Raw genomic sequence first — 13,880 nt, forward strand, 5'->3', positions numbered from 1 at the left:
TCCTCGTCAACGTGCCCGGGAACGGGCTCCCATCAGGGTCGATCACGGATAGAGCCCCCAGACCCATGGGGTAGAGAACGTGTCTGAGCGGGCACATAGCCAACGAAGGCGGTTACTGTGCACCACTCCCCCCGATCCCACGGAACGGCGTCCTCCCCCGAGCTTCGGACACCGGCTCTTGACATGGCCGTACTCCACGCGCGCCTCAACGAGTCGCTGGACGTGCTGCGCGACTCCTACTCGCTCGCCGGCGACGGCGGTGGCGGCTGGTACCACGACCTGTCCAGGCCGCAGCCCGGCACGACGGCCACGGCCGTCGGGCTGCTGGCGTTCACGGAGGCGCGGCGGCCGTTCGAGCACTTCGACGAGGGCCTGGCCTACCTCACCGCGCAGCAGATGTCGTCGGACGACGTCCTGATCGACGGAGGCTGGTCGACCAAGACCAGCCTGGGCATGCCCGTGGTGGAGGCCACGGCCTGGATCGCGCGCTTCCTGGCGCTGGCCCGCTGCGGCCTGCGCGAGGACGCGCCCGACCTGCGGCGCGCCTACCGCTGGCTGCTGCGCAACCAGAATCCCGACGGCGGCTGGGGGTCGCTGCTGGGCTGCCCGTCACGGGTCTGGCAGACCTGCCTGGCCCTCCGGGCCCTCGCGCGGCTCAACCCCCACGATCCGGCGATCGGGCGGGGCGTGGAGTGGCTGACCGGCGACCGGACCGGGCGGCGGCCCGGCTGGGGGCCGACCCCCGACGCGCCCCCGACGGTCACGCACACCGCGTTCGTGCTGGTGACGCTGGCGGAGGCCGGGCCGGGCCGGTTCCAGGACGAGCGGCTGCCGGCCGCGCACGACTGGCTCCGCGAGCATCTGGACCCGGAGGACGAGCACACCTGGATCGAGACCTACGACGTCTCGCCGCACGGCGGCGCGACCCCGCCCGTCTGGCGGCTGGCGCTCTGGCACTACGGGCTGCCCATCGCCCTGCTGGCGATGCTGCGCGACCCTCGCGGCCCTTCGGGGCCCGCCGTCGCCCGCGCCTTCCAGACGCTCGCCCGGGGGAAGGTCACCGGCCCGCGCTGGAACGGCCATCCCGGCGCGGCGGGAACGTCCCTCTGGACGCTGTGGTGGCGGATGGAGGCGCTCATCGAGCTCACCCGGCTCCCGCCGCCGCGTTCCGGGGACCTGGTGCACTGGCTCCCGGACGCGACGATCGTCCAGCGCGCCCACGCGCGGGACCTCCCCCTCCCGGCCCTGCTGCCGGGCCGCCCGCGGGTCGATCCCGCGGGGTGGCTCAGGCGCCATTGGACGGTCCTGGTGCTCGCCCTGGTCACCGTGGGCAGCCTCGGCGGGGTCGCCGCCGGGACGTGGGGGTGGAAGGACTTCTGGCTCAGCGTGATCCTGCCGATGGTGCTGACCACGACGCACGAGGCGATGAAGCGGCGGCGCCCGCCGCCGCCCGTGCCCCCGGCCCCGCAGCCGACCGAGCGGACCCCCGTGTGAGAAGCGCGACCCGGCCGGGCCGCCCCGCGAGCAGGGTCAGACTCGGGCCGGGCCAGACTCGGGCCGGGTCAGACCTCGGGGAGGACGGCCTCGGAGGCGCGGTGGGCCAGTTCGGCCTCGCCCGCCGCCCGCATCGCCTCCACCGGCACGCCCGTCCGGCCCGTCATCAGCTCGACCTGCCGTACGGCCTGGTGGACCAGCATGTCGAAGCCGCTGACCACGGTGCCGCCCGACGCCTCGACCGCCGCCGCGCACGCCGTCGGCCAGGGCGCGTAGACCACGTCGAACAGGGCGGCCCCGCAGGCGGCGATCTGCCCGGCGTACGGGTCGGCCGCGATCCCCGGCAGGGTCGAGACCACCAGGTCGGCCTCCAGCAGGTCGGGCAGCCGGTCCAGTGCCCCGACGCGCAGGGTCAGCCCGAACCGCTCGCCCGCCGCCACCGACTCGGCCGCCCGTTCGGGATTGCGCACCGCCAGGCCGGCCTTGGTCAGCCCGAGCTCGGCGAGCGCCGCCAGCGCCGAGGCCGCGGTGGCCCCGCCGCCGAGCACCACCGCCGACCCGGGAGCGCCCAGCCCCGCCTCGGTCAGCGCGGCCACGATCCCGTACACGTCGGTGTTGTCGCCGTGGCGGCGCCCGTCGCGCATCACGATCGTGTTCGCGCCGCCCACCGCCACCGCCAGCTCCGACACAGTGTCGACCAGCTTCAGCGCGGTGCGCTTGAGCGGCATGGTCAGCGAGAGGCCGGCCCAGTCCTCGTCCAGCGTCTCCAGGAAGCCCCACAGGCCGGTCTCGTCGCACTCGAAACTCTCGTACACCCAGCCGTCCAGGCCCATCGCGGCGTACGCGGCCCGATGCAGCACCGGGGAGAGCGAATGCGCGATGGGCTTGCCGAGCACGGCCGCCCGCGGCATCAGTTGCCTCCCTTGGACTCGAGGTACTTGTTCAGCTTCCGCCTCAGTACCTCGAACTCGGCCTCGGTGCTGGCGAACTCGGTGATCCGGTTGTCGGGGTCGGTGGCGACGAAGAACAGCCAGTCGCCGTCCTCGGGCTCGAAGACCGCGTCGATGGCCTTCTCGCCCGGGTTGGAGATCGGGCCGGGCGGGAGCCCGCCGTAGTTGTAGGTGTTGTAGCGGTTCTTGGACTTGATGTCCTCGCTGCTGGCGACGATGCCGAACTTGCCGAGCCCGTAGAGCGTGGTGCTGTCGAACTTCAGGAACATCGGGACGGGCCGGTGCCGCAGGCGGTTGTAGATCACCTGGGAGATCTTCGGCATGTCCGACGGCCGCCCGCTCTCGGCCTGCACCAGGCTGGCCATCGTGATCACCGAGCCGGGCTTCAGCTTCGCCCGCTGCGCGCGTCCCTCCAGGTCGGACTGCCGGGCGAACTGGTTGAACCGGTCCACCATCATCTTCAGGACCTCGCGCGCGGAGGCGTTGGGGTTGAGGTTGTACTGGCCCGGGAACAGGTAGCCCTCGAGCTTGCCGTTGGCGTACGAGGGCAGGCCGAGCCCGGTCGGGCGCCGGACCACCTTCTCGAAGTCGCTCTTGGGGATCCCGGTCTTGCTCACCAGCTGCTGGACGACCTGGCTCACCCGCAGCCCTTCGGGGAGGGTGATCAGGTTGCCCGCCCGCGACTTGGGATCGAGCAGCAGCGCCATCGCCGCCGCCGAGGACATCTGCTTGCGCAGCTTGTAGAAGCCGGGCTGGATGCCCGCGGCCTTGGGATTCTTGCCGTAGACCTCCACGAACGCCCCGGTGCTCTTGACCACCTGGTGCGACAGGAGGGTCGCGGCGATCGTGGAACCGCTGTCGCCGTCCTTGATCTGGACGGTGACGCTGCCCGTCCCCTGGCCCTCGTAGTCCGGCGGGTTCATCCGATGGTCGAGCCACGCGGCGCCGAGCACGCCGCCGGTGCCGACCACCGCCACCAGGAACGCCATCGCGAACAGGAACGCGGCCTTGCCGTTGCGGGCCCGGCGCCGCTGCTTCTGCCGCTGCCGCTGGCCCTGCCGCCGGGTACCGGGGCGCCGGGAGCGGCGCCCGCGGTCGTCGTGGTCCGGGTCACCGTACGGATCGGAGCCGTACGGGTCGGAGAAGAGATCCAAGTCGCTCATGAGCTTCCCCGGACGATCTCGCCTGGGGGCCGCCCCGTCAACCGCTCCCCGTCCAGCGCCGCCTGCAGCAGCACCGCCGCGGCGGCCTGGTCGACGACCTTGCGGCGGGCCTTGCCGTGCACCCCGCCGGCGCGCAGGCCGCTCTCGGCCGTGACGGTGGTCAGCCGCTCGTCGTACAGGCGGACCGCTTCCTCGGGGAGGCGGCCGGCGAGTTCGGCCGCGAACGCCCGCGCCGCCTCGGCGGCGGGGCCCTCCTTGCCCGACAGCGACGTGGGCAGTCCCACGACGACCTCCAAGGCCTCGTGCTCGCCGGCGAGCGCGGCGAGGCGGTCGAGATCCCCCTTGCCGCGCCGGACCGTCTCCAGCGGCGAGGCCAGGATCCCGCCGGGGTCGCTGCGCGCGACCCCGATCCGTACCGTCCCGACGTCGACGCCGAGCCGCACGCCGCGCCTCATCGGTCCGCTCCCACCGGTCCGCCCGGGGCCGTGGCACCGGATCCGCCCGGTGCCACGGGCCCGCTCGTCTCGTTGCGTCCTGACCGGCTCACGCGGCCCCTACGGCTCGTTCGACGGCGGCCAGGGCCTGGTCCACGGCGCCGGCGTCGGCGCCGCCGCCCTGGGCGAGGTCGTCCTTGCCGCCACCGCCGCCGCCGAGGGCCTTGGCGGCGACGCCGACCAGCGCCCCGGCCTTCAGGCCGCGCTCGCGGGCGCCCTCGGTGACCGCGACCACCACGACCGGGCGGTCCTTGGGCACACCGACGATCATCACCACGGCGGGCCGGGCGGCCAGCCGGCCGCGCACGTCCACGGCCAGCTTGCGCAGGTCGTCGGCGCCGGTGCCGTCGGGGACGCGGTGCGCGGCGAACGCCACGCCGCCGAGGTCGCGGGCGCCGTCGGCCAGCGAACCGGCGATGGCCAGGACCTGGCGGGAACGCAGCCGCTCCAGCTCCTTCTCGGCCTCGCGCAGCCGGCCCAGCACGCCGGAGACGCGCTCGGGCAGCTCCTCCTTGGGGGCCTTCATCTGCTCCGACAGCTGCGCGACCAGCACGCTCTCGCGGGCCAGGAAGCGGAAGGCGTCGATGCCCACCAGCGCCTCGACCCGGCGCACGCCCGCGCCGATGGACGCCTCGCCCAGCACCTTGACCAGGCCGAGCTGCCCGGAACGGGCGACATGGGTGCCGCCGCACAGCTCTCGGGAGTACTCGCCGACCTCCACGACCCGGACCTCGTCGCCGTACTTCTCGCCGAACAGGGCCAGGGCGCCCATCGCGCGGGCCTCGTCGATGGAGGTGTGGAAGGCGCGCACGTCCAGGTCGTTGACCAGGACCTCGTTGACCTCGTCCTCCACGTCGCGCAGCACGGCCGCCGGGACCGCGCCGGAGGCGGTGAAGTCGAACCGGAAGCGGCCGGGCGAGTTCTCCGAACCGGCCTGCGCCGCCGACTCGCCCAGGGCCCGCCGGAACCCGGCGTGCACGAGGTGGGTGGCGGTGTGCGAGCGGGAGATCGCCCGCCGCCGCTCGACGTCGATCTCGGCGTGCGCGGTGTCGCCGACCCGCGCCTCGCCGGACACCACCCGGCCGCGGTGCACGATCAGGCCCTGCAGCGGGCTCTGGACGTCCCGGACCTCGATCACCGCGCCGCCGCCGAGGCGGATCACGCCCTGGTCGGCGAGCTGGCCGCCGCCCTCGGCGTAGAACGGGGTGCGGTCGAGCACGACCTCGACCTCGGTGCCCTCGCCGGCGGCCGGCACGTTGGCGCCGTTGACCAGCAGGCCGGCCAGCCGGGCCTCGCCCACGACCTCGCCGTAGCCGATGAAGTCGACCGCGCCGCCGGTGCGGCCGAGCAGCTCGTCCAGGACGGAGACGTCCAGGTTGCCGGTCTTCTTCTCGCGCGCGTCCTTCTTGGCCCGCTCCCGCTGCTCCTTCATGAGCCGGCGGAAGCCCTCCTCGTCGACCTGGAGACCCTGCTCGGAGGCCATCTCCAGGGTGAGGTCGATCGGGAAGCCGTAGGTGTCGTGCAGCTTGAACGCCTGGTCACCGGCCAGCGCGGAACGTCCCGCCTTCCGGGACTCCGCGACCGCCTGGTCGAAGATCGCGGTGCCGGTGTTCAGGGTCTGCAGGAAGCCGGCCTCCTCCGCGTCGATCACCGTGTGGATGTTGGCGGCGGTGCGGACCAGCTCGGGGTACTGCTCCCCCATGGCGGCCACGGCCACCGCGGTCAGCTCGTGCATGAGCCCGGCGTCCTCGCCGCCGAGCAGCCGCAGGTTGCGGATCGACCGGCGCAGGATGCGGCGCAGCACGTAGCCGCGGCCCTCGTTGCCCGGGCGGACGCCGTCGGCGACCATCATGGTGCCGCTGCGCACGTGGTCGGCCACGACCCGCAGCGACACGTCGTCGCGGTGGTCGCGGCCGTACTTGGAGCCGGTCAGCTCGGCCGCGCGGTCGAGCACCCTCCAGAGGGTGTCGGTCTCGTAGATGTTGTCGACGCCCTGCAGGACCGTGGCCATCCGCTCCAGGCCCATGCCGGTGTCGATGTTCTTGGCGGGCAGGTCGCCGGCGACGTCGAAGTCGATCTTGCTGCGGACCTCGCTCAGCTGCGACTGCATGAAGACGAGGTTCCAGACCTCCAGGTAGCGGTCCTCGTCGACGACGGGCCCGCCCTCGCGGCCGTACTCGGCGCCGCGGTCGTAGTAGATCTCCGAGCAGGGCCCGCCGGGGCCGGGGACGCCCATGTGCCAGTAGTTGTCGGCCAGGCCGCGGCGCTGGATGCGCTCCATCGGGACGCCGACGTTCTTGTGCCAGATGCCGGCGGCCTCGTCGTCGTCGTGGTAGACGGTGACCCAGAGCCGCTCCTCGGGGAAGCCGAAGCCGCCGTCGGCCGTGGGCCGGGTCAGCAGCTCCCAGGCGAAGGGGATGGCCCCCTCCTTGAAGTAGTCCCCGATGGAGAAGTTGCCCAGCATCTGGAAGAACGTGGCGTGCCGGGTGGTCTTGCCGACCTCTTCGATGTCGGGCGTCCGCACGCACTTCTGCGCGCTGGTCATCCGTACGGAGGGCGGGGTCCGCTGGCCGAGGAAGTACGGCTTGAACGGCACCATCCCGGCGTTGACCAGCAGCAGGGTCGGGTCCTCGGCGATCAGGCTGGCCGAGGGCACCACGGTGTGCCCGCGCTCCTGAAAGAACCCGAGGAAGCGGCGTGCAACCTCTGCCGACTCCATGATCAGTGGCCATCCTTGTCGTCGTCGATGATCGTGTAACGCGCGCGCAGCACCCGGCGGCGGGGGCCGTCGGGCTCCGGAGGGGCCTGGTCCATCTCGACCGCCTCGCGCAGCTCGGCCTCACGGGCCCGCATCTCGGTACGGACGTCGTGCGCGAAGTCCCTCAGCCGGCCGCCCGCGCCCTGTCCGGCGGTCACCGCGCGGGCCGCCATGCTCTCGGGGGACAGGGTGCGCGCGATGTGCTCCACCCGCCGCTTGACACGGTGGGTGGCGTAGATGCCGGCGCCGGCGCCCACCGAGAGCCAGAACAGTCTTCTCATTGTGCCTCGTTTCGGCCGTGGCTCATCGGCGCCCCTTGCCGCCGGGGCGGGCCGGGATCTGCGGCCGGGAGCCGGCGTTCCTGGCGCGGGCCTCGTCGGCGCGGTTGCCGAGGGCCTTGCGCACCCCGTAGGAGAAGGCCGCGGCCTTCACCAGCGGGCCGCCCACCACGGAGGTCATGACGGTGGTGACCGCCGAGACGTTCTGCGTGACGCCCGCGACCTGCTTGGTGATGACGTCGGTGCGGCCGAGCTGCTCGTTGGCCCGCCGGACCGTGCGGGTCATGTCCTCCATGAGGGGGCCGGCCTGGTCGCCGATCTCGGAGAGGACCTCGCCGGCCTCCCGGAGCAGGCGGGCGAGCCGGAGGAGGGTGAAGGCGAGGAACGCGACGAGCACCGCCCAGAACACGGCCACGATGAGACCTGCCAGCTGTCCACCAGTGAGCATCAGGGCTTTCCGTTTCGCTGTGTTCGGCTCGGTCGCTGTGTCCGGTCCGGGCCGCCGTCCGCGGCCTGGGCCGCACCCCCGGTCGTGTCCGGCCCGGGCTCGGTCTGCAGAGACCTTACCGTGGGCGCCGGCCCCGGCCGTGCCGCATCGCGCGGGCCCGCACGCTGCACGCACGAGGGCCGCACGCTGCACGCACGAGGCCGGCGCACGGCCGGCACGAGGCCCGCCACGGCCGCCCGGAGGCCGCGCGAGGTCACGCGGTCCGTGCCCGGCCCTGCGCCGCGGAACGGCGCGCGCCCAGCGACCCGGGGTGTTCTGCGCAGGTTACCGGGCGAGCGCCGCCGATGTCGGGATCACCGGCCGCAAAGATCGAATCCGCCGCCGCGCGGACCCCGCCTCAGCGGCCCTTCGGCCCGTTCGCGGCGCCCTTGGGGCCGCCCCCGCCGCGCAGCACCGAGCGGATGCGCGACAGCACCTCCGAGAACCGGGCCTCCGCCCCGTGCCGGGTGGGCCGGTAGTACTCGCGTCCGTGGACGGAGTCGGGCGCGTACTGCTGCCGGACGACCCCGCCGGGGTGATCGTGGGCGTACTTGTATCCCTTGCCGTGCCCGAGCTTGGCGGCGCCCCTGTTATGCGAGTCGCGCAGATGCTTGGGGACGGCACCGGCGTCGCCCTTCTTGACGTCCCCCAGGGCGGCGTCCACCGCGGAGATGACCGCGTTGGACTTGGGCGCCAGGGACAGGTGGATCACCGCCTGCGCGAGGTTGATCCGGGCCTCGGGAAGGCCGACGAACTCGACCGCCTGCGCCGCCGCGACCGCGGTCTGCAACGCGGTCGGGTCGGCCATCCCCACGTCCTCGCTGGCGTGCACGATCAGCCGCCGGGCGATGAACCGGGCGTCCTCGCCCGCCTCGATCATCCGGGCCAGGTAGTGCAGGGCCGCGTCGACGTCGCTGCCGCGGATGCTCTTGATGAACGCGCTGATGACGTCGTAGTGCTGGTCGCCCTCGCGGTCGTAGCGGACGGCGGCGCGGTCGACCGCCTTCTCCAGGACGTCCACGTCGATCCTCACCGGGGCGGGGGGCCCGCCTTCCCCGGTCTCCCCGGTGGTCTCCGCCACGGCGCCGGTGCCCGTGGCGCCGGCCGCCAGCGCCGCCGCCTCCAGGTAGGTCAGGGTGCGGCGGGCGTCGCCGCCCGCCAGGCGGATGAGGTGGTCCTCGGCGGCGGCGTCCATCTCGGCCGTCCCGCCGAGGCCGCGCTCGTCGGCCAGCGCCCGCCGGACGACCTCGCGCAGATCGTCCTCGCCGAGCGGCTCGAGGGTGAGCAGCAGCGAGCGGGACAGCAGCGGGCTGATCACCGAGAAGAACGGGTTCTCCGTGGTGGCGCCGATGAAGGAGACCCAGCGGTTCTCGACCGCGGGCAGCAGCGCGTCCTGCTGGGCCTTGTTGAACCGGTGCACCTCGTCGACGAACAGCACGGTCTGGCGGCCGGTCATGCCCAGCTCGCGCCGGGCCAGGTCGATCTCGGCGCGGACCCGCTTGACCCCGTCGCTGACCGCGGAGATCTCCACGAAGCGGCGGGCGGTGACGTGGCTGACCACGGTGGCCAGCGTGGTCTTGCCGGTGCCCGGCGGCCCCCAGAGCACCAGGGACATGGGCACGTCCCGGTCGACGAGCTGCCGGATGGGCGTGCCGGGCCCGAGGAGGTGGCGCTGCCCGACGACCTCGTCCAGCCCGCGGGGACGCATCCGCACCGCCAGGGGCTGCCCGGCCCCGCCGCCCGGCCGGCCGTGCCCACCGCCCGCCGTCGAGGCGCCGGGAACGGGCGCGGCGGCGGTCGCCGGCTCCAGCGCCGGATCGTCGAAGAGGCCCTCCGGTTGGCCCGGTTCCACCCTGCTGGTCACGCTCCGACACTATCTCGGCGCGCGGACGTCCTCGCCTCCTCGGCGGTGCCGCGGCGGTCTCTCCCCGGCGGTCCCGCGGCGCCACGACGCCGCTAGGATCGCCCGCAATGGGCCGTCCTCTCCGAGATCTCCCGAGATCTCCCGGAAAGGTATTCCTTTGGTGGGAACTCCATGGCCCGCCCGCGGCGTTGACAACGCCCGGAGGTGAAATCGGAGCGTGACGGTGGGCCGGACGACCCCGCGCCTGCGCCATGGGCCCGCAGGGCTGCTCATGGCGCTGTTCCTCGTGGCCGGTCTCATCTTCAGCTACGGGCTCGGGCACGCGCCGGCGCTGCGCGTCTGCACCACCCACTCCGTCAGTGTCCCCGCCGACGTCGCCGACGCGATGGCCGCTCACGAGACCGTCTCCTCCCACGCCTTCCTCCGGGCCGGTTCCGCCCGGCCCGGCGCCACGGCGGCGCTCACGGCCGGCAGCCCGCCTGGCGCCCTGTACCAGGGCGCCGCGGCCCCCTCCGGCCCGTCCGCGTTCAGCACGCCGTTCGACCCGCCCCCCTTCCACCCGGTCGAGACCTGCCTGTGCCTGGCCGTGCTCATCGGCCTGATGGCGCTGGGCCTGGCCGCCAAGCCACGCCCCGCGGGCGCTCGCCGCCCGCCCCGTTCCGGCTGGACCCTGGCGCCTCCGGCGTTCGCCCGGCCCTCCCCGCTCTCCCTCACCGCTCTGCAGGTGCTCCGGCTGTGACAGGCCGGCCAAAGGCCGCCACGACCGCCCCTGTCCATGAGCACCACCGCCCGAAAGGGAAGAGCACGATGTCCAAGAGCGCCAGAAACCGCGCCCAGCGCAACAACGTCCTCACCAAGCGCGAGATCCCCTGGGGGGCCATCGCCTTCTTCACGGTGATCGGCCTCGTCGCCGTCGTCGCGATCGGCTTCGCCTTCATGCAGAGCCGCCCGTCCTCCTCCGACTCCGCGATCGCGGGGCTGATCGAGAAGGACGGCCTCAGCCAGGAGCACACCTCCGGCGCGGTCCAGTACGAGACCAAGCCCCCCATGGGCGGCGACCACGACCCGATGTGGCAGAACTGCGACGGCCGCGTCTACGACCGCCAGCTGCGCGACGAGAACGCCGTGCACTCGCTGGAGCACGGCGCGGTCTGGATCACCTACCGGCCCGACCTGCCCGCCGACCAGGTCAAGCGGCTCAAGGACAAGGTCGAGAGCGTCGAGTACACGATGTTGAGCCCCTACACCGGCCAGGACTCCCCGATCATCCTCACCGCGTGGGGCAAGCAGCTCAAGATCCAGAAGGCCGACGACGCCCGCGTGGACTCCTTCCTGCGCTCCTTCGTCAAGGGGCCGCAGACCCCCGAGCCCGGCGCCGCCTGCAGCGGAGCCAAGGACACCCCGTGACCGACGTGTCGCCGGCGGCACCGCGGGGACGGCGGATCACCGTCGTCCTCGCGGTGCTGGTCCTGGTCGTCGCGGGCGTCCTGGTGGTCCTGGCCGCGACGGGGTCCGGACGGCCCGGGACCGGCGGGCCGGAGGCCGGGTTCGCCCGGGACATGAGCACCCACCACGCCCAGGCGGTGCGGATGTCGTTCATCGTCCGGGACCGGACCGGCGACGAACGGGTCCGGCTCCTGGCCTACGACGTCATCAACACGCAGTCGGCCCAGATCGGGATGATGACCGCGTGGCTGGACGAATGGGGGCTGCCCAAGGCCGACCCCGCGGGACCCATGCGCTGGATGAACGGGCACGGCGGGCACGGCTCCGGTTCCCGGGCCGGCACCCCGTCCGGCAGCGGCGGGACGGCGGGCGGGACGGCGGGCGGGACGGCGGCGATGCCCGGCATGGCCACCCGGGAGCAGCTCGCGCGGCTGGAGAAGGCGTCCGGGCGTGCGGCCGAGGTGCTCTACCTCCAGCTCATGATCACTCACCACCGGGCCGGGGTGGACATGGCCCGCGCCGTGCTGGACCGCACCGATCACGAGCGGGTGAGGCGGCTGGCCACGACCATGGTCAACGGGCAGCGCTCGGAGATCGACCTCATGAACGGGATGCTCCGGGAGCGCGGCGCGAGCGCCGTCTGACCCCTCGCCCCCGCCCGCGCCGAGCCCCCTGCCTGCACCTGAGCGCCCGCCTGCGCCTGAGGCGGCGCCAGAGGCCCTGGCACGCGAGAGGCCTCACCGGACACGAAGAGGCCCGGCCGGACGCGGAGAAGCCCGGACAGGCCCGGAGAACGCGGGTCTGTCCAGGCTTCCGGGCGCGGAGGGTCTGCTAGGAGAACTCGGCCAGCGTGCGCTCGGCCTCCTCCAGCCAGGCGCGGCGGGCCGTCAGCGCCTCCTCGGCCTCCTTGACGGCCTTGTCGCGTCCGGCGGCGCGCGCCTTCTCCAGGTCCTTCTCCAGCCGTTCGATGGAGCCGCGCAGCTGGGTCACCGCCGCCTCGGCGCGGGCGCGCGCCTCGGGGTTGGTGCGCCGCCACTCCTTCTCCTCGGCGGCGCGCACGGTCTCCTCGATCTTGCGGAGCCGTCCCTCCAGCCGGTCGCGCTGGTCGCGCGGCACGGGACCGGCGGCCTCCCAGCGCTCCTGGACGGCGCGCAGCTGCTGCCGCGCCTGCCGCACGTCGCGGACGGGCAGCAGCCGCTCGGCCTCGGCGAGGATCTTCTCCTTCTCCTCGGCGTGCACCCGCAGCTCGGCGTCGCGCTCGGCGAACGCGGCGGAACGTGCGGCGAAGAAGACGTCCTGGGCGCCCTTGAAGCGGCTCCACAGGTCCTCTTCGGCGTCACGGGAGGCACGTCCGGCCTGCTTCCAGCGGCGCATCAGGTCGCGGTAGGCGGCGGCGGTCTCGCCCCAGTCCGTCGAACCGCTCATCGCCTCGGCCTCGGCGACCAGGCGCTCCTTCTCCCGGCGGGCCTCGTCGCGCTGGTCGTCCAGGGTCGCGAAGTAGGCCTTGCGCCGCTTGGTGAAGGCGTTGCGGGCGGCCGACAGCCGCTTCCACAGGGCGGTCTCGGTCGGACGGTCGATGCGGTCGGCGGCCTTCCACTCCTCGACCAGCCGGCGCAGCCGCTCGCCGCCGTTCTTCCAGTGCGTCTCCTCGGCGGCGATCCGCTCGGCCTCGGCGACGATCCGTTCCTTGATCTCGCGGGCCTCGTGCCGGGCGTGCTCGCGCTGGGCCTTGACCTCCTCGCGGCGGCGGCCCACCTGCTCGGTGAGGTTGTCCAGCCGCCGGACCAGGCTGTCGAGGTCGCCGACGGCGTGCGCCTCCGTGACCGCCTCGCGCAGCCGGGCGATGCTCTGCTGGGCCTGGCCGGGCTGCAGGTCGGTGGTGCGCAGGCGCTGCTCGAGCAGGCCGATCTCGGTGACCAGCGCGTCGTACTTGCGCTTGAAGTAGGCCAGGGCCTCCTCCGGCGCCCCGGCCTGCCAGGACCCCACGACACGCTCGCCGTCCGACGTCTTCACGTAGACGGTGCCGTTCTCGTCCACCCGGCCCCAGGGATCGGTCGCGCTGGACACCCTTGCCTCCTGAATCACGGGTCCGGTCGTGTTCACAACCACCGGACCCTCCACACCTTAGTATCCTGTTGGGCTATTTCCCGGCGATCGTGACGCTGTCGATCGTGACCTTCTTCTTGGGCTCCCCGGTGCCGTCGTCGCCGGGCTTGTCGACCCCGCCCTTGGCGACCTTGTCCAGCACGTCCAGACCCGACGTGATCTTGCCGAAGACCGAGTAGTTCGGCGGCAGCTGGGAGTCCCCGTACACGAGGAAGAACTGGCTCCCGTTGGTGTCCGGGCCGGAATTGGCCATGGCGAGCGTCCCCTTGGAGTAGGTGGCGCCCTCGGTGTTCTCGTTGGCGAACTGGTACCCGGGGCCGCCCTTGCCGGTGCCGGTCGGGTCGCCGCACTGCAGCATCTTCAGGCCCTCGCTGGTGGAGAGCCGATGGCAGGAGGTCTTCTCGAAGAACTTCTTCTCCGCCAGGAACGCGAACGAGTTGGTGGTGCAGGGGGCCTTGGCGCCGTCGAGCTCCAGGCCCAGCTTCCCCTGGCTCGTCTTCATCGTCGCCTTCAGCGGGCCGTCGGCGATGGGCTTGACCGGTGGCGTGCCCAGGTCCTTGGGAGCGCCGGCCTCCCCTGCCGCCGTGTAGGCGCACTCTCCGGGCTTCGGCGTCGCCTTCGCCTGGGCCTGCGGCTCGGCGGCGTCGGAGCTGTCGTCCTTCCCGGTCAGCGCGAAGATCCCCGCGCCGCCTCCCGCGATCACCGCCACCGCGGCCACCGCCCCGATGATCCTGACTCGGCGCGCGCGGGCCTCCTGCGCCCGGCGGCGCTCCTGCTGCCGCTCGTAACGCTGCCGTGCGAGCTCTTTCTTGCGGTCCTTCCCCGCCACGTGCCTTGCCT

13 protein-coding genes are annotated in these 13,880 nt (G+C 73.3%); 4 read left to right on the plus strand and 9 right to left on the minus strand.

The window, feature by feature from the left end:
- Positions 1–183 precede the first annotated feature (183 nt).
- Entirely contained in the window at positions 184–1,494 is a 1,311-nt protein-coding gene (locus tag IW256_RS21705; protein WP_197012724.1) for a prenyltransferase/squalene oxidase repeat-containing protein, read from the plus strand.
- Positions 1,495–1,562: 68 nt separating this feature from the next.
- Here the strand turns inward: IW256_RS21705 and IW256_RS21710 are convergent, their stop codons facing one another.
- The 7 genes from IW256_RS21710 to IW256_RS21740 all read right to left on the minus strand — a co-directional run bounded on the left by IW256_RS21710 (position 1,563) and on the right by IW256_RS21740 (position 9,332).
- Positions 1,563–2,405 (minus strand): shikimate dehydrogenase, encoded by an 843-nt coding sequence (locus IW256_RS21710; RefSeq protein ID WP_197012725.1) that lies wholly within the window; start codon positions 2,403–2,405, stop codon positions 1,563–1,565.
- Positions 2,405–3,607 (minus strand): endolytic transglycosylase MltG, encoded by a 1,203-nt coding sequence (gene mltG, locus IW256_RS21715; protein WP_197012726.1) that lies wholly within the window; start codon positions 3,605–3,607, stop codon positions 2,405–2,407. The genes IW256_RS21710 and mltG overlap by 1 nt, the downstream gene beginning before the upstream one ends.
- Complete coding sequence (gene ruvX, locus IW256_RS21720; protein WP_197012727.1) at positions 3,604–4,062, minus strand: Holliday junction resolvase RuvX; 459 nt, start codon at positions 4,060–4,062, stop codon at positions 3,604–3,606. Before ruvX ends, mltG begins: the two co-directional genes overlap by 4 nt.
- A gap of 88 nt (positions 4,063–4,150) precedes the next feature.
- The gene (alaS, locus tag IW256_RS21725; protein WP_197012728.1) at positions 4,151–6,820 is read right to left on the minus strand and encodes an alanine--tRNA ligase; all 2,670 of its coding nucleotides are present in this window, start codon (positions 6,818–6,820) and stop codon (positions 4,151–4,153) included.
- 2 nt (positions 6,821–6,822) lie between these two features.
- Positions 6,823–7,140 (minus strand): hypothetical protein, encoded by a 318-nt coding sequence (locus IW256_RS21730; protein WP_197012729.1) that lies wholly within the window; start codon positions 7,138–7,140, stop codon positions 6,823–6,825.
- Positions 7,141–7,162: 22 nt separating this feature from the next.
- A complete protein-coding gene (locus tag IW256_RS21735; RefSeq protein WP_197012730.1) occupies positions 7,163–7,585 on the minus strand; it encodes a DUF948 domain-containing protein in 423 nt (140 codons plus the stop codon).
- 397 nt (positions 7,586–7,982) lie between these two features.
- Complete coding sequence (locus tag IW256_RS21740; RefSeq protein WP_197016464.1) at positions 7,983–9,332, minus strand: replication-associated recombination protein A; 1,350 nt, start codon at positions 9,330–9,332, stop codon at positions 7,983–7,985.
- 373 nt (positions 9,333–9,705) lie between these two features.
- On the opposite strand from IW256_RS21740, the gene IW256_RS21745 reads away from it, so the two are divergent.
- The 3 genes from IW256_RS21745 to IW256_RS21755 all read left to right on the plus strand — a co-directional run bounded on the left by IW256_RS21745 (position 9,706) and on the right by IW256_RS21755 (position 11,578).
- Entirely contained in the window at positions 9,706–10,227 is a 522-nt protein-coding gene (locus IW256_RS21745) for a hypothetical protein (RefSeq protein WP_197012731.1), read from the plus strand.
- Positions 10,228–10,295: 68 nt separating this feature from the next.
- A complete protein-coding gene (locus IW256_RS21750; RefSeq protein ID WP_197012732.1) occupies positions 10,296–10,895 on the plus strand; it encodes a DUF3105 domain-containing protein in 600 nt (199 codons plus the stop codon).
- Positions 10,892–11,578 (plus strand): DUF305 domain-containing protein, encoded by a 687-nt coding sequence (locus tag IW256_RS21755; protein WP_307828992.1) that lies wholly within the window; start codon positions 10,892–10,894, stop codon positions 11,576–11,578. The genes IW256_RS21750 and IW256_RS21755 overlap by 4 nt, the downstream gene beginning before the upstream one ends.
- 187 nt (positions 11,579–11,765) lie before the next feature.
- On the opposite strand, the gene IW256_RS21760 is transcribed toward IW256_RS21755, so the two are convergent.
- Both IW256_RS21760 and IW256_RS21765 read right to left on the minus strand, forming a co-directional pair.
- Complete coding sequence (locus IW256_RS21760; protein WP_197012733.1) at positions 11,766–13,001, minus strand: DUF349 domain-containing protein; 1,236 nt, start codon at positions 12,999–13,001, stop codon at positions 11,766–11,768.
- Between the two features lie 73 nt (positions 13,002–13,074).
- Positions 13,075–13,869 (minus strand): peptidylprolyl isomerase, encoded by a 795-nt coding sequence (locus IW256_RS21765; protein WP_197012734.1) that lies wholly within the window; start codon positions 13,867–13,869, stop codon positions 13,075–13,077.
- Positions 13,870–13,880 lie beyond the last annotated feature (11 nt).

Source organism: Actinomadura viridis (assembly GCF_015751755.1).
GTDB lineage: Bacteria > Actinomycetota > Actinomycetes > Streptosporangiales > Streptosporangiaceae > Spirillospora > Spirillospora viridis.